The sequence below is a fragment of the Mycobacterium sp. IS-1556 genome, from assembly GCF_001499985.1.
Lineage (GTDB): Bacteria > Actinomycetota > Actinomycetes > Mycobacteriales > Mycobacteriaceae > Mycobacterium.
Genome location: NZ_LQIM01000039.1, coordinates 284,145 through 301,821 on the forward strand (window position 1 = coordinate 284,145; position 17,677 = coordinate 301,821).

Annotated in this window: 18 protein-coding genes and 1 other RNA gene; 8 read left to right on the forward strand and 11 right to left on the reverse strand. The window is 66.2% G+C overall.

The window, feature by feature from the left end; genetic code table 11:
* Positions 1–40 precede the first annotated feature (40 nt).
* The 8 genes from ssrA to prfB form a co-directional block, all read right to left on the reverse strand.
* Positions 41–409: a transfer-messenger RNA gene (ssrA, locus tag AU187_RS25255) on the reverse strand.
* Positions 410–506: 97 nt separating this feature from the next.
* Positions 507–1,352, reverse strand: a complete 846-nt coding sequence (locus tag AU187_RS21350; protein WP_059101026.1) for a maleylpyruvate isomerase family mycothiol-dependent enzyme — start codon at positions 1,350–1,352, stop codon at positions 507–509.
* Positions 1,353–1,455: 103 nt separating this feature from the next.
* Positions 1,456–1,962 (reverse strand): SsrA-binding protein SmpB, encoded by a 507-nt coding sequence (smpB, locus tag AU187_RS21355; protein WP_059101027.1) that lies wholly within the window; start codon positions 1,960–1,962, stop codon positions 1,456–1,458.
* 2 nt (positions 1,963–1,964) lie between these two features.
* On the reverse strand, positions 1,965–2,861 hold the full coding sequence (gene ftsX, locus AU187_RS21360) for a permease-like cell division protein FtsX (protein ID WP_059101028.1): 897 nt from the start codon (positions 2,859–2,861) through the stop codon (positions 1,965–1,967).
* On the reverse strand, positions 2,861–3,550 hold the full coding sequence (gene ftsE / locus AU187_RS21365; protein WP_059101153.1) for a cell division ATP-binding protein FtsE: 690 nt from the start codon (positions 3,548–3,550) through the stop codon (positions 2,861–2,863). The genes ftsX and ftsE overlap by 1 nt, the downstream gene beginning before the upstream one ends.
* A gap of 36 nt (positions 3,551–3,586) precedes the next feature.
* Positions 3,587–4,036: an Rv3103c family proline-rich protein gene (locus AU187_RS25725; RefSeq protein WP_059101029.1), complete on the reverse strand. Its 450-nt coding sequence runs from the start codon at positions 4,034–4,036 to the stop codon at positions 3,587–3,589.
* The gene (locus AU187_RS21375; protein WP_059101030.1) at positions 4,033–5,013 is read right to left on the reverse strand and encodes a mechanosensitive ion channel family protein; all 981 of its coding nucleotides are present in this window, start codon (positions 5,011–5,013) and stop codon (positions 4,033–4,035) included. The genes AU187_RS25725 and AU187_RS21375 overlap by 4 nt, the downstream gene beginning before the upstream one ends.
* A gap of 6 nt (positions 5,014–5,019) precedes the next feature.
* Positions 5,020–6,126 carry a peptide chain release factor 2 gene (gene prfB, locus AU187_RS21380; protein WP_059101031.1) on the reverse strand — a complete coding sequence of 369 codons (1,107 nt, stop codon included), beginning with the start codon at positions 6,124–6,126 and terminating at the stop codon, positions 5,020–5,022.
* Between the two features lie 162 nt (positions 6,127–6,288).
* Between prfB and AU187_RS21385 the strand changes: the two genes are divergently transcribed.
* Positions 6,289–7,665, forward strand: coding sequence for an FAD-dependent oxidoreductase (locus AU187_RS21385; protein WP_059101032.1), 1,377 nt, complete (start codon positions 6,289–6,291; stop codon positions 7,663–7,665).
* Between the two features lie 56 nt (positions 7,666–7,721).
* On the opposite strand, the gene AU187_RS21390 is transcribed toward AU187_RS21385, so the two are convergent.
* Positions 7,722–8,081 (reverse strand): hypothetical protein, encoded by a 360-nt coding sequence (locus tag AU187_RS21390; RefSeq protein WP_059101033.1) that lies wholly within the window; start codon positions 8,079–8,081, stop codon positions 7,722–7,724.
* A gap of 23 nt (positions 8,082–8,104) precedes the next feature.
* Between AU187_RS21390 and hisN the strand changes: the two genes are divergently transcribed.
* From hisN to AU187_RS21405, 3 genes are all read left to right on the forward strand, one after another.
* Positions 8,105–8,878 carry a histidinol-phosphatase gene (hisN, locus tag AU187_RS21395; protein ID WP_059101034.1) on the forward strand — a complete coding sequence of 258 codons (774 nt, stop codon included), beginning with the start codon at positions 8,105–8,107 and terminating at the stop codon, positions 8,876–8,878.
* Positions 8,879–8,992: 114 nt separating this feature from the next.
* On the forward strand, positions 8,993–10,384 hold the full coding sequence (locus tag AU187_RS21400; protein WP_059101035.1) for an acyl-CoA dehydrogenase family protein: 1,392 nt from the start codon (positions 8,993–8,995) through the stop codon (positions 10,382–10,384).
* Positions 10,385–10,407: 23 nt separating this feature from the next.
* Positions 10,408–11,622, forward strand: a complete 1,215-nt coding sequence (locus AU187_RS21405) for an acyl-CoA dehydrogenase family protein (RefSeq protein ID WP_059101036.1) — start codon at positions 10,408–10,410, stop codon at positions 11,620–11,622.
* Positions 11,623–11,821: 199 nt separating this feature from the next.
* Here AU187_RS21405 and AU187_RS21410 read toward each other — a convergent pair whose 3' ends face one another.
* Together AU187_RS21410 and AU187_RS21415 are read right to left on the reverse strand one after the other, a co-directional pair.
* Positions 11,822–12,820, reverse strand: a complete 999-nt coding sequence (locus AU187_RS21410) for an acrylyl-CoA reductase family protein (RefSeq protein WP_059101037.1) — start codon at positions 12,818–12,820, stop codon at positions 11,822–11,824.
* A gap of 98 nt (positions 12,821–12,918) precedes the next feature.
* The gene (locus AU187_RS21415; protein WP_059167245.1) at positions 12,919–13,896 is read right to left on the reverse strand and encodes an esterase family protein; all 978 of its coding nucleotides are present in this window, start codon (positions 13,894–13,896) and stop codon (positions 12,919–12,921) included.
* 308 nt (positions 13,897–14,204) lie between these two features.
* Between AU187_RS21415 and AU187_RS21420 the strand changes: the two genes are divergently transcribed.
* The 4 genes from AU187_RS21420 to AU187_RS21435 all read left to right on the forward strand — a co-directional run bounded on the left by AU187_RS21420 (position 14,205) and on the right by AU187_RS21435 (position 17,677).
* A complete protein-coding gene (locus AU187_RS21420; RefSeq protein WP_059167246.1) occupies positions 14,205–14,762 on the forward strand; it encodes a TetR/AcrR family transcriptional regulator in 558 nt (185 codons plus the stop codon).
* A gap of 38 nt (positions 14,763–14,800) precedes the next feature.
* Positions 14,801–15,973, forward strand: a complete 1,173-nt coding sequence (locus AU187_RS21425; RefSeq protein ID WP_059101040.1) for an acyl-CoA dehydrogenase family protein — start codon at positions 14,801–14,803, stop codon at positions 15,971–15,973.
* A gap of 13 nt (positions 15,974–15,986) precedes the next feature.
* Positions 15,987–16,376: a nitroreductase/quinone reductase family protein gene (locus AU187_RS21430; RefSeq protein WP_059101041.1), complete on the forward strand. Its 390-nt coding sequence runs from the start codon at positions 15,987–15,989 to the stop codon at positions 16,374–16,376.
* Positions 16,377–16,555: 179 nt separating this feature from the next.
* Entirely contained in the window at positions 16,556–17,677 is a 1,122-nt protein-coding gene (locus tag AU187_RS21435; protein ID WP_059101042.1) for a homogentisate 1,2-dioxygenase, read from the forward strand.

A 17,677-nucleotide genomic window follows, 5' to 3' on the forward strand; every position in this document is an offset into this window, starting at 1 on the left:
CGGCAAGGAGGTTCTCCGTATGAAGTTATCTGTACTTCAAAAGTGGAGCTGCCGGGAATCGAACCCGGGTCCTACGGCATTCCCTCAAGACTTCTCCGTGCGCAGTTCGCTATGCCTCTACTCGGATCTCCTGATCGCGCGAACAAGTCAGGATGACGATCCCAGTCGCTGTTTGGTGTCCCGATGAGTCCCGCGACCGGACTCACCGGTTGATCCCTCTAGATGACGCCAGGATCCGGGTCGAGGGAGTCCCCGGTCTGACGGACCAGCTGTCGCTTAGGCAGCGAGAGCGTAGTCGCGCTGATTGGAATCGGCGCTTAATTGGTTGCAACGACGCTTACGGTGGTCTCTTGCCTGCACCGGCACGCTTCCCTTGATTCGATGCGCGAAGTCGAAACCGTTCAGCCCCTCGCATCCCCGCCGACCTTCGGCAGGACAATCCATCGTACGCCAGACTCAACAGCCGATGCCAAGGATTTATGCCCGTTTCGGCCCATCGTCGCTGGTCAGATCACGTAGTTGAGGTGCTCGACAACACGCCTGCCGGTGTCCTCGTCGCCCGCGTAGGCGATCGCATCGGCATGTCGAGCCAGCGTGGTCCGTCCACCGGCCAGGCGGGCGAACAGTAAGGCATCGAGGGTGATCGTCGCCGTTGGATCGGCCTCGCCGAAGTCCTCCACGACCCTGCCCCGGCCGTCGACCGCGACGTTGATGGTCCTGCCCAGCGGGCCGGTCAGCACGATCGAAACCCGCGATCCGTCCGGAGCCCGGCCCAGCTTGCCGACCACGAACCCCATGCTGGCCGCCATCTCGTCGAGCGCGAGCTCGGCCGGCGCGCCGGTCGGGTTCGCCACGGGTCGACCGATCGCGTCCCGGATGTCGTGTTCGTGCATCCAGCAGTCGAAGATCCTCACCCGCATGAACCGCCCGTAGGTGTCCGGACCCGCCGGCGTCGCGGTGACGTCGTTCCAGTCGGCCTCGCCCATCGCCGTCAACGCATCGCGGCGCTCAGCGGTGATCGTTCGATACGTCTGCAGTAGTTCGTCGGCGGGAAGGTTGCGCAGCTTGCGCACCCACCGTTCGTTCATCACGCCGATCTCGTTGCGGACGTGCTCGAGCGTCGACACGTCGATATCGGCCTCAGGCGCGGCCACGCCCTGCACCATCGACTCGGTCCCGATCACGTGCGCGACGACGTCGCGTACCGACCACCCCGGCAGCGCTGTCGGCGCCTGCCACTGCGCGTCGGACAAGCCGGCGACCACGTCGTCGATGGCGTCCCACTGCGCGAAGAGTGCGGCCAACACTTCGGCTTTGTCGAGATGGGTCACCGGTCGCGAAGGGCTGCTCACGCGCCTGAACGTAACGCTCACCAGCGGCGAGCGACCGCGTTTGTACGCATTTTCGCGGCGTGTCGATGTACAGACACGGTCGCTCGCGGTGAAGGGCGGAAGGTCAGGTCATACCCTTGGCGCGGCGACCCAGCTCGCGGGTGATCTCACGCTGCGCGTCGCGGCGCGCCAGGTCCTGGCGCTTGTCGCGGGCCTCTTTACCGCGGGCCAACGCCAATTCCACCTTGACCTTGCCCTCGGAGAAATACAGCGACAGCGGCACCAGGGTGAGGTTGCCGTCCCTGATACGACCGATGAGCTGATCGATCTGTTTGCGGTGCAACAACAGCTTCCGGTTGCGCCGCGGCGCGTGGTTCGTCCAGGTGCCGTGGTGATATTCGGGAATGTGCACGTTGCGGAGCCACACCTCGCCGTCGTCGACGGTGGCGAACGCGTCGGCCAGCGAGGCCTGCCCGTCGCGCAGGCTCTTCACCTCGGTGCCGACCAATTGGATGCCCGCCTCGAAGGTCTCCAGGATCGAATAGTTGTGTCGAGCCTTGCGATTCGACGCGACGATCTTGTTGTTGCCGGACTTGGTGGGGTCCGCTTTCTTGCCGCCCTGTTTTGGCATGGCTACCTTCGGATGTAGAGCCGAAGTGTGACGTAGGCGGTGATTCCGGACATCGCCAGACCCAGGAACAGCATCAGCGGGGCGCTGAAGTACAGCACGTCGGCGTAGTCGACCTTGGCGATCAGGTTCGCCTGATAGAACTGGTTCAGCGCGTTCTCCAGGAACAGCGCCCGCACCAAAATCAGCCCGACGATCGCGATGACCACGCCGATCAACGCGGCCAGCATCGCCTCGACCAGGAACGGCAACTGGGTGTACCAGCGGCTGGCGCCGACCAGTCGCATGATGCCGATCTCGGTGCGCCTGGTGTACGCCGCGACTTGAACCATGTTGGCTATCAACAGGACCGCGCCGATGGCCTGCACCAACGCCACCGCGAACGCGGCACTGCTGATCCCGTCGAGCACCGCGAACAACCGGTCGATCAGGTCCTTCTGGTTGAGCACGTTGAGCACGCCGGGTTGGCCCACCATCGCCTCGTCGAATTCCTTGTGCTGCTCGGGATTCTCGAGCTTGACGATGAACGACGCCGGAAACGCCTCGCGCCCCGCCACGTCCTTGTACTGCGGGAACTTCTTGATCGCATCTTCGTAGGCCTCGTCGCGGTTCAGAAAACGGACCGAGCGCACATCGTCGCGGTCCTCGATCTGCTGACGCAGCGCCTTGCACGGGTCGGCGTCGCATGACGGATCGTTGGCCGAGACATCGTCGGTGAGGAAGACCTGGCTTTCCACGCGGTCCAGGTAGATGTTGCGGGACTGGTCGGCGAGCCGGACGACGAGCAGGCCGCCGCCGAACAGGCCGATCGAGATCGCGGTCGTCAGGATCATCGCCACGGTCATGGTGACGTTGCGACGAAAACCCGTGAGGACCTCGTTGATGAGGAAGCCGAAGCGCACTAGCGATCCATTCCGTAGACGCCGCGCTGCTCGTCGCGAATCAGCCGGCCGAGTTCGAGTTCGACGACCCGCTGGCGCATTGAGTCGACGATGTGGTGGTCATGGGTGGCCATCAACACCGTGGTTCCGGTGCGGTTGATCCGCTCGAGCAGATCCATGATGTCCTTGCTGGTTTCAGGGTCCAGGTTGCCGGTGGGCTCGTCGGCGAGCAGCACCAGGGGCCGGTTGACGAAGGCCCGGGCGATCGCGACGCGCTGCTGTTCGCCGCCGGACAGCTCCGCGGGCAGCCGGTTCGCCTTGCCCGACAGGCCGACCATCTCCAGCACATCGGGGACCACGCGATTGATGACGTCGCCGCGCTTGCCGATGACCTCGAGCGCGAACGCAACGTTCTCGAAGACGGACTTCTGCTGCAGCAGCCGGAAGTCCTGGAATACGCAGCCGATCACCTGGCGCAGGCTGGGGATGTGGCGGCCCGGCAGCTTGTTGACATGGAACTTCGACACCTGGATGTCCCCGTGTGTGGGGCTCTCCTCGGCCAGCAGTAGGCGCATGAACGTCGACTTGCCCGAACCCGACGGGCCGATGAGGAAGACGAACTCACCCTTGTCGATTTTGACCGAGACGTTGTCGAGCGCCGGGCGCGCGGACGACTTGTACTGCTTCGTCACGTTGTTGAGGGTGATCATCACGGGTCGCCAGTGTAGCCGGGCGACGGCAATGCCCTAGCTGGGCGGAGTTGTGGTCGCGCCCTGCGGCAGCAGTTGCGGTTGCGGTGGCATCAGTGGTGGCGCCTCGGTCGTCGTTTCCGGTGTGACCGTCTCGGTGGTCGGGGCGCGCGGGCCGATGCCGTCCGGGTCCTGCACCGTCGTCGTCGGCGTCGGACTGGTCGTCGTGGACTCGGTCGGGCTCGTCGTGGTCGTGGTGGTCGTAGTCGGGGCCGTCGTGGTCGTGTACGACGGTTCCGTGGTCCGTCGCACGTTGGTGCGCGGCACCCACGTGTAGTTCGGGTCCGGCACGAAGCCCGGCGGGACCACCGCGGGAGCTTGGGTGGGCGCTTGGGATGGTGGCGGCTCGAACGACTGGTTGACCCAGAACAGCCCGGCGAACGCGACGATGAGCACGATCGTCGACACGCGCATCCGGCCGAAACGGGCCTTAAACCAACTCGTCATTGCTTCTGCTCCGGCGCTCCCCTGGTCTCTTCGCCTGATCCGCCCGCGACCGCCGCGGGGTGCGGAATAGCGGCGACCATCGGGGTCTGTCCGTCGCCGGGTGAGACGATTCCGCCGCGGCGCAACGCGCGGATCACGAGCACCCGAAGCCGCCGGCCGACCTCGAACTGCTTACCGGGCAGGGTCCGGGCCACCATCCGCAGGTTGACGGTGTCGAGTTCGATGCTCTCCACGCCCATCAACTGCGGGGCGTCGAGCAGCAGATCGCGCAGCCCCGGATCCTCGTACGCGTTCTCGGCGACCCCGTGCAACAGATCGTTGACCTCGTTGAGGTCGGCCGACGTCGGCACAGGGATGTCGATGACGGCGCGCGCCCAGTCCTTCGACAGGTTCACCGACTTGACGATCTGACCGTTGGGGATCGTCATCATCTCGCCCTCGCTCGACCGCAGCTTGGTGACGCGCAGCGTGACGTCCTCGACGGTGCCCTCGGCCGGAACGGTCACACCGGTGACGGTCAGCGCGACGAGATCGCCGAAACCGTACTGCTTTTCGGTGATGATGAAGAACCCGGCGAGCAGATCCTGCACCAGGCGCTGCGCACCGAAGCCCAGCGCGGCGCCCAAGACGGCGGCCGGGGCGACGAGCGAACCAACCGGGACGGCGAGTATGTCGGTGATCTCGATGAGCACGATGACGAACAGCAGCGCCACCGACACCCATGAGATCACCGAGGCGACGGCCTGGCGATGCTTGGTGCTCTCCGAACGCACCAGTTGATCGCTGCCCATGTACTCGGCGTCGAGTCGGCGCACGATCCTGACCGCGGCCCAGTTGATGAACCGGGCGGCCAGCACGCCGCCGATCAGAAGCAGCGCGATCCGCACGCCCCGGTCGAGGATCCACACACCGATGTTGCCGGTCCAGAAACCGTGCCAGCCGTCGGCGAAGTTGACTGCGAGTACGACGCTGTTCATCTCGGGCTAAACGTCATTTTGGCTCTTGCGCCAACGGATCCCGGCTTCGAGGAATCCGTCGATGTCGCCATCCAGGACCCCTGCCGGGTTGCCGACCTCGAACTCGGTCCGCAGATCCTTGACCATCTGGTAGGGGTGCAACACGTAGGAGCGCATCTGGTTGCCCCACGAGCTGCCGCCGTCGCCCTTGAGCGCATCCATCTCGGCGCGTTCCTCTGAACGCTTGCGCTCCAACAGCTTTGCCTGCAAAACCCGCATGGCCGACACCTTGTTCTGCAACTGCGACTTCTCGTTCTGGCAGGTCACCACGATACCGGTCGGGATATGGGTGAGGCGGACCGCCGAGTCGGTGGTGTTGACCGACTGGCCGCCTGGACCGCTGGATCGGTACACATCAACGCGCACATCGCTTTCCGGTATTTCGATGTGGTCGGTGGTGTCCACCACTGGCAGCACCTCGACGTCTGCAAACGACGTCTGCCTGCGGCTCTGGTTGTCGAACGGGCTGATGCGCACCAGCCGGTGGGTGCCCTGCTCGACCGACAGCGTGCCGTAGGCGAACGGCGCGTGCACCGCGAACGTCGCGCTCTTGATGCCGGCTTCCTCGGCGTAGGAGGTGTCGAACACCTCGACGGGATAGTCGTGCTTCTCGGCCCATCGGATGTACATGCGCATCAGCATTTCGGCCCAGTCCGCGGCGTCCACTCCGCCGGCGCCGGACCGGATGGTGACGACGGCCTCCCGCTCGTCGTACTCGCCGGAGAGCAGGGTGCGGACCTCCATCGCCTGGATGTCCTCGCGCAGCTTCTTGAGCTCGGCATCGGCTTCCGCGAGTTCATCGGCGCTGCCGTCCTCGGCGGCCAGCTCGTACATCACCGGCAGATCGTCGAGGCGCTGGCGCAGATCTTCGACACGCCGCAACTCACCCTGGGTGTGCGACAGCTCGCTGGTGACCTTCTGCGCGCGCGTCTGGTCGTCCCACAGGTTCGGATCGGAGGCTTCGTGCTCGAGCTTTTCGATGCGACCGCGAAGGCCCTCGACATCGAGCACCCGCTCCACCGTGGTCAGGGTGGAGTCGAGGGCGGCGAGGTCGGCTTGGCGGTCAGGATCCACGGGAGTTCAGGTTACCCGTCAGCAGTTTGGCGCCGGTTCTCACGACTGGCGGCACGGAACCGATCGAGCGTTCTAGCATCGGGTGGGTAACCAGCCCGGTCCAGCGCGACAGCCCCTCTGCGCGAGGCCGGGCAGCGACAGAAAGCTCGGACAAAGGTATTCATGCGCCCATATCACGTGGCGATCGTCGGCTCAGGACCCTCGGGTTACTTTGCCGCGGCGTCGTTGTTGAAGTTCGCCGACTCTACCGACGACACCGACCGGAAAAGAGACGTACGCGTCGACATGCTGGAGATGTTGCCCACCCCGTGGGGGCTGGTGCGCTCCGGCGTTGCCCCCGACCACCCCAAGATCAAGTCGATCAGCGCCCAGTTCGACAAGACCGCGATGGACCCGCGGTTCAGGTTCTTCGGCAACATCGCGGTCGGTGAGCACGTGCAGGCCGCGGAACTGGCCGAGCGCTACGACGCGGTGGTCTACGCCGTCGGCGCGCAGTCCGACCGGTCACTGGGCATCCCCGGCGAGGACCTGCCGGGCAGCGTCGCCGCCGTGGACTTCGTCGGCTGGTACAACGCCCATCCCCACTTCGAGGAGATCACGCCGGACATCTCGAGCGGTCGGGCCGTCGTGATCGGCAACGGCAACGTGGCGCTCGACGTCGCGCGAATTCTGGTCACCGACCCCGATGTGCTGGCTGCGACGGACATCGCCGACCACGCGCTGCGATCACTGCACGACCGAGGCGTGGAGGAAGTGCTCGTCATCGGCAGGCGCGGCCCGCTGCAGGCGCCGTTCACCACGCTTGAACTGCGGGAGCTCGGCCAGCTCGAAGGCCTCGGCGACGTAGACGTGATCGTCGATCCGGCGGACTTCGCCGACATCACCGACGAGGACCTCGAAGCGGCAGGCAAGACCGTGCGCAACAACATCAAGGTGTTGCGGGGTTACGCCGAACAGACGCCGAAGAACGCGAAGCGTCGCATCGTGTTCCGGTTCCGCACGTCCCCGATCGAGATCAAGGGCGACGGCCGCGTGGAATCCATCGTGTTGGGCCGCAACGAGCTGGTCGACGACAACGGCCGCATCGTCGCCAAGGACACCGGTGAGCGCGAGGAGGTGCCCGCCCAGCTCGTGGTTCGCGCCGTCGGGTATCGAGGCGTACCGACGCCGGGGCTTCCGTTCAACGAGCGCAACGGCACGATCCCGCACACCAGAGGCCGTATCGACGGCAGCCGCAACGAGTACGTCGTCGGCTGGATCAAGCGTGGTCCGACCGGTGTCATCGGCAGCAACAAGAGCGACTCGCAGGAGACCGTCGACACGCTGATCGAGGATCTGTCCGGGGCGCAGTTGTCCGACTTCGACGCCGAGCATTCCCAGCGGCTGGCGGAGTGGCTGGTCGAGCGGCAACCGAAGGTCGTCACCGATGACCATTGGAAGCTGATCGACGAGTACGAGCGGTCAGCAGGAGAACCGCACGGCAGGCCACGGGTGAAGTTGACGAGCGTGGCGGAGATGCTGCGGATCGGGCACGGCTGACGACGAAGGCGGCGTAGGTCAACACCCCTCGACGGTCAACGACCCTCGACGCAATCTCAGGAATAGGGCGTGGGCGGCGGGGCCGGTGGCGGGGTTTCGGGCGACGCGAATCGCCAGTTGTCCGGGTTCTTCGGCGAGTAGACCACGGGGAACAGCTGGCCCATCGTCGGCCAGTCGTCGACGTCGACCTCGAGCCGCTGGTACACCACATGTTCGTTGACCGTCGGACCGTTGATGACGCCGGTGATCGTCGCGTACTGCGGTCCGGTGACGTCCGTGGGCCGCGGGCTGACCCCGGTCACCAGCAGTTGCCCCGACGGCCAGTCGGGTGGAGCGCCGCGGCGCCGCATCAGCAGCGGTCGGGCCAGCAGCACCAGTGCACCGACCAGCAGCAGTATCACCGCGAATTCCCACACACCGACATGGTAGGACGGCAGGCATGAGTCCCGAGGATCTGACGCTGGCACTGGCGTTGGCAGACGAAGCGGATGCGCAGACCATCGCCCGCTTCGGCGCGGTGGACCTCGTCGTCGAAACCAAACCGGATCTGACGCCTGCCACCGACGCCGACCTCGAAGTCGAATCGATGATCCGCCGGCGGCTGAGCCAGGCCCGCCCGGACGATTCCGTGTTCGGCGAGGAGTTCGGCGGCGCCGCTCAGTTCGTCGGCAGGCAGTGGGTCGTCGACCCCATCGACGGGACCAAGAACTTCGTCCGCGGAGTGCCGGTATGGGCCACGCTGATCGCGCTGCTGCAGGACGGCGTGCCGATGCTGGGCGTCGTGAGCGCGCCCGCGCTGCAGCGACGTTGGTGGGCGCTGGCAGGGCAGGGCGCGTTTTCCCGAGTGACCGGGCAGCCGGAGCGACGGCTGAGCGTTTCGAAGGTCGACGATCTGGGGTCCGCGAGCCTGACGTTCTCCAGCCTCTCCGGTTGGGCCGAGCGCGGCATCCGGGACCGGTTCATCGCATTGACCGACGACGTGTGGCGGGTGCGCGGTTACGGCGACTTCTACAACTACTGCCTCGTCGCCGAGGGCGCCGTCGACATCGCGGTGGAACCCGAGGTGTCGACGTGGGACCTGGCACCGCTCGACGTCCTGGTGCGCGAGGCCGGCGGCCGGTTCACCAACCTCGCGGGCGAGCCCGGCCCGCACGGCGGCAGCGCGGTGGCGACCAACGGTCTGTTGCACGACACTGTGCTGGATCGCCTGTAGATCCGCAGCACCGTGTGAATTGCACAACAACTTACTCGCCGGTCAGTTCGCATACCTTACTCTGGAGTCAGTTCGACGAGTTCGGACGTCCCAACCCAAAGCGAGGCAGTCGAAATGACCAACACCCTGCCGTCGAAAAACGGATCGAAACCGAAGCGAAGCGGTAAAGAAAGCGCAGTCGGGCTGAAGCGGCACAAGCGCAGCGCGACCGACCTGGGGCTGGCTCTGGTCACGCCGCTGGTCGGCCAGGAGTTTTTGGATCGCTACAACCTGCGCGATCCCCTCAACCGCGGGCTGAAGTATGGCGTCAAGCAGGTGTTCTCGGTCGCCGGCGCCGCCAGCCGCCAATTCAAGCGCGTCTCGGGCAGCCAGGCGGGTCCGACGCGGCTGAAAAAGAGCGGCTCGGACTACTTCGACCTGACCCCCGACGACGAGCAGAAGATGATCGTCGACACGGTCAGCGAGTTCGCCGAGGAGGCCATCCGTCCGGCCGCGCATCAAGCCGACGAAACCGCCGACTACCCCGAGGATCTGGTCGCCAAGGCTTCCGAACTCGGTATCACCGCGATCAACGTGCCCGAGGACTTCGAAGGTATCGCGGCGCACCGGGCGGCGGTGACCAACGTGCTGGTCGCCGAGGCGCTGGCCTACGGCGACATGGGACTGGCGCTGCCGATCCTGGCCCCCGCGGGGGTCGCGTCGGCGCTGACACATTGGGGCAGCGCCGATCAGCAAGCCACATATCTGAAGGAGTTCGCGGGCGAGAACGTGCCGCAGTCCTGTGTGGCGATCGCCGAACCGCGCCCGCTGTTCGATCCGACGGCGTTGAAGACGACGGCCGTGCGCACTCCCAGCGGCTACCGCATCGACGGGGTCAAGTCCCTGGTACCGGCCGCCGCGAACGCTGAATTGTTCATCGTCGCAGCGCAACTCAACGGTAAGCCGGCGCTCTTCATCGTCGAGTCGTCGTCAAAAGGGTTGAGCGTCACACCCGATCCCGGCATGGGCATCCGCGCGGCGGCGATCGGTCAGGTCACGCTCGACGGTGTGACCGTGCCGCTGTCGGCGCGACTGGGCGAAGCGGGCGCCACCGATGAGGATTACTCGGAGGCGGTCGCGCTCTCGCGGCTGGGCTGGGCGGCACTGGCCGTCGGCACCTCGCACGCGGTGCTCGACTATGTCGTGCCATACGTGAAGGAACGGCGCGCTTTCGGCGAGCCGATCGCGCACCGTCAGGCGGTGGCGTTCATGTGCGCCAACATGGCGATCGAATTCGACGGCCTGCGGTTGATTACCTGGCGCGGGGCTTCGCGCGCGGACCAGGGGCTGCCGTTCACCCGCGAAGCGGCGCTGGCCAAACGGCTCGGCACCGACAAAGGCATGCAGATCGGCCTCGACGGTGTGCAACTGCTCGGCGGCCACGGCTACACCAAGGAACACCCCGTCGAACGCTGGTACCGCGATCTGCGCGCGATCGGTATCGCCGAGGGCGTCGTCGTTATCTAGGCCTTACAAGCGAAAGACGAATCATGGCAATCAATTTGGAACTACCGCGCAAACTCGAGGCGGTCATCGAGAAGGCGCATCAGGGCGCCGCGGAGATGCTGCGACCGATATCCCGCAAGTGGGACCTGCGCGAGCACGAGTACCCGGTGGAGCTCGAGACCCTGGCCACGCTGTTCGAAGGGATCTCGGAGGCAAAGGCTTTCGCGTTTGCCGGCGCCGAGGCCTTCGCGGGCGGCGACGAACCCAAAGACGTCAACCACAACGGCGCCAACATGTCCGCGGTGCTCAACGTGATGGAGATCAGCTGGGGCGACGTCGCGTTGATGTTGTCGGTGCCTCGGCAGGGGTTGGGCAACGCCGCGATCTCCAGCGTCGCCACCAAAGAGCAACTGGAGCGGCTCGGCAAAGACGTCTGGGCCGCGATGGCGATCACCGAACCCGACTTCGGGTCCGACTCGGCGGCCGTGTCGACCACGGCCAAGCTCGACGGCGACGAGTACGTCATCAACGGCGAGAAGATCTTCGTCACCGCCGGCTCCCGGGCCACTCACATCGTGGTCTGGGCGACACTCGACAAGTCCCTGGGGCGAGCAGCGATCAAGTCGTTCATCGTGCCGCGCGAACACCCGGGCGTCACCGTCGAGCGTCTCGAGGACAAGCTGGGCATCAAGGCTTCCGACACCGCGGTGATCCGGTTCGACCATGTGCGGATTCCCAAGGAGAACCTGCTCGGCAGTCCGGAGATCCACGTGGACAAGGGTTTTGCCGGGGTCATGGAGACCTTCGACAACACTCGTCCCGTGGTCGCCGCGATGGCCGTCGGTATCGCCCGCGCCGCGCTCGAGGAACTCCGCAAGATCCTCACCGAGGCGGGCATCGAGATCTCCTACGACAAGCCGTCGCACGCGCAGAGCGCACCGGCCGCGGAGTTCCTGCGGATGGAATCCGATTGGGAGGCAGCGTATCTGCTGATGGTGCGCTCGGCGTGGCAGGCCGACAACGACATCCCGAACTCCAAGGAAGCGTCGATGGGCAAGGCGAAGGCCGGCCGGGTGGCCAGCGACATCACGCTCAAGGCGGTCGAATTGGCGGGCACCGTCGGCTATTCCGAAGTCACCCTGCTCGAGAAGTGGGCCCGCGACAGCAAGATCCTCGACATCTTCGAGGGCACCCAGCAGATCCAGCTGCTGGTGGTGGCGCGCCGCCTGCTCGGATTGTCGTCGGCGGAGTTGAAGTAGGACTGGGCGCCGCCGCCGCCGCCACCGCCGCACCGCCGCCACCGCCGCAGCGCCGCCACCGCACTCCCGCCACCGCCGCACCATCGTTTGTGAATCTGACGACGTAAATCGCCGAAAAACGTCGCCAGATTCACAAACGATGGCGGAGCTAGGACGTATGGCGGCGCTACGACGTATGGCGGCGCTAGGACGTAGCGCGTCAGAACCCGTCGTGCACCACCACACGGGTGCGGCCGATGACGCCGCCGCCGATGATGGCGCGCAAAGTGTGCGGCGTCTCGAGCACCGAGATGTCGGTCGTGATATCGGCGAGGTGCTTGGGTTTGAGCTCGCCTTCGAGCTGCTTCCAAATCTCGCGGCGGAGCTCGATCGCGAGCTGCACCGAGTCGATGCCCGCCAGCGTTATGCCGCGCAGGATGAACGGCATGACCGTCGTCGGCAGATCGGCAGATCGGGCCAGCCCCGAAATCGCCGCGATCCCACCGTAATTCAGTGTGCTCAATGCGTACGCGAGGGTGTCGCCGCCGACGCTGTCCAAGACCGCCGCCCACTTGGACTTGCCGAGCGGACGGACCTTCTCCCCCGCCTCGGGTAAGCGTCCGATCACCTCGGTGGCGCCGAGGCCCATGAGATAGTCGTGCGCCTCCTCCTTGCCGGTCGAGGCGACCACCTCGTAGCCGAGGCCGGCCAACAGGTCGACGCTGGTGCTGCCGACGCCGCCGGTACCCCCGGTGACCAGTACCGGCCCGTCCTGTGGGCGTACGCCGTGAGCGCGGATGGCGTTGACGCTCATAGCCGCCGTGAAGCCGGCAGTTCCGATCGCGGCGGCGTCGGCCGTCGTCAGCCCGTCGATCTTGACCAGGTAATCGGCCGGGTACCGGGCGGTGTCGGCGTAGCCGCCGTGCCTGCCGGTCCCGATGTCGTAGCCGTGCGCGAACACCCGGTCCCCGACCGCGAATTCCGGCGACGAGGACGCCGCGACGGTGCCGGCCACGTCGATACCCGGGATCAACGGATACGACCGGGCGACACCGCCTTTCGGTGTGACAGCCAGCGCGTCCTTGTAGTTGACGCCCGAGTACTCGACCGAGATCGTCACGTCTCCCTCGGGTAGGTACCTATCGTCGACGATTTCGTGGCCGAGAGTGATCTCGCCCTCGGCGTCCTGGTGTGCGACCAAGGCGTTGACTGCGCTCATCTGCCTCATTGTTCACCTGGGCCCACGCGCGAGCCGGGGAATGCAAAAGTCCCCGGCCACCCCTGGCGTTCGGGGTGTCCGGGGACCTTGCGACGTGCCTACGAGCCCAGGTGCGAGATCAGGTCGGGCTTCATCTCCTGCAACTGCGCACCCCAGTACTCCCAGCTGTGCGTGCCGTACGGCGGGAAGTTGAACACTCCGTTGTTGCCGCCCGCGGCGATGTAGTTGTCCCGGAACGTGATGTTCGTGCGGATCGTCAGGCCCTCGAGGAACTCGGCGGGCAGGTTCGCGCCGCCGAGTTCGTTCGGCGTGCCGTTACCGCAGTACACCCAGAGCCGGGTGCCGTTCGCCACGATCTGCGGGATCTGGACCATCGGATCGTTGCGCTTCCACGCGCTGTTCGGGTCTTCGGTCCTGCCCCACATGTCGTTGGCCTTGAAACCGCCGGCGTCGCCCATCGCCATGTTGATGAGGAACGGCCACTGGCCCTCAGAGGGGTTGAGGAAGGCCGACAGCGCCCCGGCGTAGATGAACTGGTCGGGGTGGTAAACCGACAGGATGATTGCGGAGTTGCCGGACATCGACAGGCCCACCGCGGCGTTGCCGGTGGTGGACACGCCCCTGTTGGCGGAGAGCCACTGCGGCAGCTCGCTGGTCAGGAACGTTTCCCACTTGTAGGTCTGGCATCCGGCCTTGCCGCAGGCGGGCGCATACCAGTCGGAGTAGAAGCTGGACTGCCCGCCCACGGGCAGAACCAGCGACAGCGGCGTCTCGTAGAACCACTCGAACGCCTGGGTTTCGAGGTCCCAGCCGTTGAAGTCCTCACGGGCGCGCAGGCCGTCGAGCAGGTACACGGCCTTGGAGCCGGTGCCCTTCTGGAACTGCACCTTGATGTCGCGGCCCATCGACGGCGACGGCACCATCAGGTACTCGACCGGCAGGCCGGGCCGGGAGAACGCCCCAGCGGTGGCTGACTGGCCGGTCAGGCTCACCACGCCGGGCAGCAGGGCCGCCGCGATGGCAGCCACCGCGAAGCGCCGCGCCCACGGGCCACGAATCTTGTCAATCAAGCTCATTCTGCAATTCCATCCATCTTCCGGTTGCCGCTTACGAGGCTCTTCCGTCCGCGATCGAGCGATCGCCATCGACACGCAGCAACTGTTTCACTGCGCTGTCATGCCCGCTCGGCTGAGCCCGGGGCCGCCGAACGGACCGAGAAAATTTCAGTTGTCGCGTGTGCAGTAAAACATGATGATCAGCACTGAAGAAAGCCAAGGGGGTGCCGCGCGCCGCTTTGTGGGCGCGATCCGCTATTGACGGAGCCGTCCGCCAGGCGTCCGTTTCGAGGTTCGGCGGCCCGCAGGATGCCCGTAGGCTGCCGGTCATGGCAACGGCCCGCACGCCGCGACTGTCGGCCGAGGATTGGATCCAGGCCGGCTATGCGATCCTCGCCGAGGAAGGGATCAAGGCGCTCAAGCTGGAGTCGCTGTGCTCGCGCGTCGGGGCCACCAAAGGCAGCTTTTACTGGCACTTCACCGATATGGCCGGCTACCGGGCCGCGCTGATCCGGGCGTGGGGCGAGTTGCGCGACGACGATCGCCGACATTTCGCCACGCTGACCGACCTGCCGCCGCGACAGCGGTTGTCGCAAATGATGTCGGCCTTGGTCGACGCCAGGCATTGGACGCTGGAACGCGCGATGCGGGAGTGGGCCCGAACCGACGCCGACGTGGCCGCGGGCGTGCGCGCGTCGGATACGCGAGTGCTCGAGGCCGTGCGACAGGCGTTCATCGATCACGGGTTCGACGTCGAGGAGGCCGACTTGCGCGCCAACGCGACGTTCGCGGCGGGCATCGGCTTCCTGCACCTGTCCGTTTCGATGGTCAGCGCGAAGGTCGCGGCGCGTCGGGAACGCTTCCTGGACATCATGCTCACCGGCTGACCCCGATCCATACAAAAAAGTATGGTAACGTCCGCCGTATGACAGCCGCCTCGGCCACCGCTCTGATCGACGCCGAGTTCGTCGGCCGCCTCGCCGACCGGGCCCCGGAGGCCGAACGACTGCGCATGCTGCCGTCGGCGACGGTCGACGAGCTCGTCGCGTCGGGCCTCACCGATCTGCTGGTGCCGGCGCGCTACGGCGGCCGGCAGGCGCCGCTTCCGGCGATCCTCGATCCGGTCCGTCGGATGGCGCACGGCTGTGCGTCCAGCGCGTGGACCATCGGCTTCTACATCCTGCACAACTGGATGCTGGCGCTGTTCGACGAGCGGGCCCAGGAGGAGGCCTTCGCAAGCCGACCTTTTCTCGCGCCCGCTCCCCTGGCCCCGACGGGCCGAGGGGTGCCCGTCGACGGCGGGATCAGGCTCACGGGCCGGTGGTCGTGGGCCACCGGCGTCATGCACGGGAACTGGATCATCGTCGGCGCGCTGTGCGGCCCCGAGGACGACCTTGCCGCGATCTACCCCGCGCTTGCGCTGCTGCCGATCGAGGACGCCGTCATCGACGACGTCTGGCACACCGACGGCATGCGGGCCACCGGTTCGAACGACGTGGTGATCACCGACGCCTTCGTCCCCGAGCACCGCCTTATGCGGGTCGCCGACATCTACACCGGCACCGCACCCGGTGCCGCCCTGCACGACGACGACACGTATCGCTGGCCGATGGTGCCCGCGCTGGCGCTGCTGGCGGCCATGCCGGCGCTGGGCAGCGCCGAACGCGTCACGCAGGTTTACGCCGAACGCCTCTCGGAGCGCGTCCTGGCGTACGAGGGCATCCCCCAGAAGGACAAGCCGATCGCCCAGGCCCGCCTCGGCGAGGCCGAGGTGCGGCTGCGGGCATTGCGCGGCTTGCTGGCCGACACGGTCGGTGAGCTCGAAACCATTGTCGCGGCGGGCGATTCGGTACCGCGACCGGTGCGGGGCGCGGCGCGTCTGGCGGCGGCACACATCGTGCACGAGTCACGCGAGGTCATCGGGCTGTTGCTCGAGGCGTCGGGGGCCAGCGTCCACTTCGTCGACAACCCGCTTCAGCGGATCAAGCGCGACGTCGACGTGTTGGCCGGCCATGTCGTCTTCGACTACGACACCAGCCGGGAACTCGCCGGAGCACTGAAGTTGGGTATCAAGGTGTCGCGGACCGCGATGGTGTGACCAAGGGGGAATCATGGCCGAAGAGCTACGCGACCGGATCACGAAACTGTTCCAGAAGAACGTCGCGAACCGGTTCACGAAAATGATGCCGTTCCAGACGCTGCTCGAAACGACGGGACGCAAATCGGGCGAACCGCGTCGCACACCGCTGGGCGGGAGCCGGGTGGGCAACGAGTTCTGGTTCGTCTCCGAGTTCGGCGACAGTTCTCAGTACATCCGCAACATCAAGGCGAACCCGAACGTGCGGGTGCGGCTGAACGGGCGCTGGCACAGCGGCGTTGCGCACCTGCTGCCCGACGACGACCCGCACGAGCGCCTGCGCCTGCTGCCGCAGTTCAACAGCTTCGGCGTGCGCACCTTCGGGACGAATCTGCTCACTGTGCGCGTCGACCTGACGGACTGAAGCAATCAAGCGCGCCACCGCCCCCGGCGGGCACGTCATGAACGACAACCTCTGCACGCAGGACGCGATCCGCGACATCTACGACCGGCTGTTCCGCGCGGCAGGGATGGCTATTGCGGACGGCTGGAGATAAAAGTAACGTTAGTTTTACTTCGGCCTCGACCGCACCGGGAGACATCATGGAATCGTTTGTTCACCTGCGCAAAGGCCGCACGCCCAAACGGCTGCACGCCGACCTGGACGGCCTGAAAGACGACGAACTGGGCCGCGGCGGGTTCGTCGGTCGCACCGCGAACATCTACCGCCGCCACGACCCCACGGCGTACCGCGCGTCGGGTCCGCTTCGCCCGGTCGACGTGATGACCAGCGAGCTGAAACCGAGCGACGCCACCGACGCCTGCGGCACGCCGCTGCTGCTCTTCAGCAATCAGGACTGCCGGATCTCGCTGAGTCGGCGCAGCGAGCAGATGCCGTTCTTCGTCCGGCACGTCGACGGTGACCTGCTGTCGTTCGTCCACCGGGGCGCGGGCCTGCTCGAGACGGAGTTCGGACCGTTGCGCTACCGCGAGGGCGACTGGGTGTACGTGCCGAAGGCGACGACGTGGCGGCAGATCCCCGACAGCGAGACGACCCTGGTGATGATCGAGGCCGGCGACGAATTCCGCGTCCCGCCGCCCGGGCCGCTCGGCAGGCATTTTCCGTTCGATCCCGCGCAGGTCACCGTTCCCGAACCGGCGCCGATCGACACCGGCGACGGCCCGCAGCACGATGGCGAGTACGAGGTCCGCCTCGTGCATGAGGGCGGACCGACATCGCTGTTCTACCAACACAATCCGATGGACGTCGAGGGGTGGCGCGGCGACAACTTCCCGTTCACCTTCAACATCGACGACTACAACGTCATCGCCAGCGAGAGCGTGCACCTGCCGCCTACCGTGCACCTGTTCATGCAGGCGACCGGCGTGGCGGTGATGAACTTCCTGCCCCGGCCCGCCGAAACCGTGCCGGGCACCGAGCGTCCGCCGTGGTATCACCGCAACGTCGACTATGACGAGGTCTCGTTCTTCCACGGCGGCGACCTGTTCGGTATTCCCATGCCGCCGGGACTGGTCAGCCACGCCCCGCAGGGGGTGCACCACGGTGCGCCGGAGAAAGCCCGCGAGCGAGCGCGGCGCAAATTCGACGAACAGGACCGCGTCGGTTGGTACGTCATCTCGATCGACACCACCCGGCGACTGACGCCGTCGGCCGAGGTATTGGCAAACGATCTCGGAGCGACATCGAACCGAGGGCAGCACTGA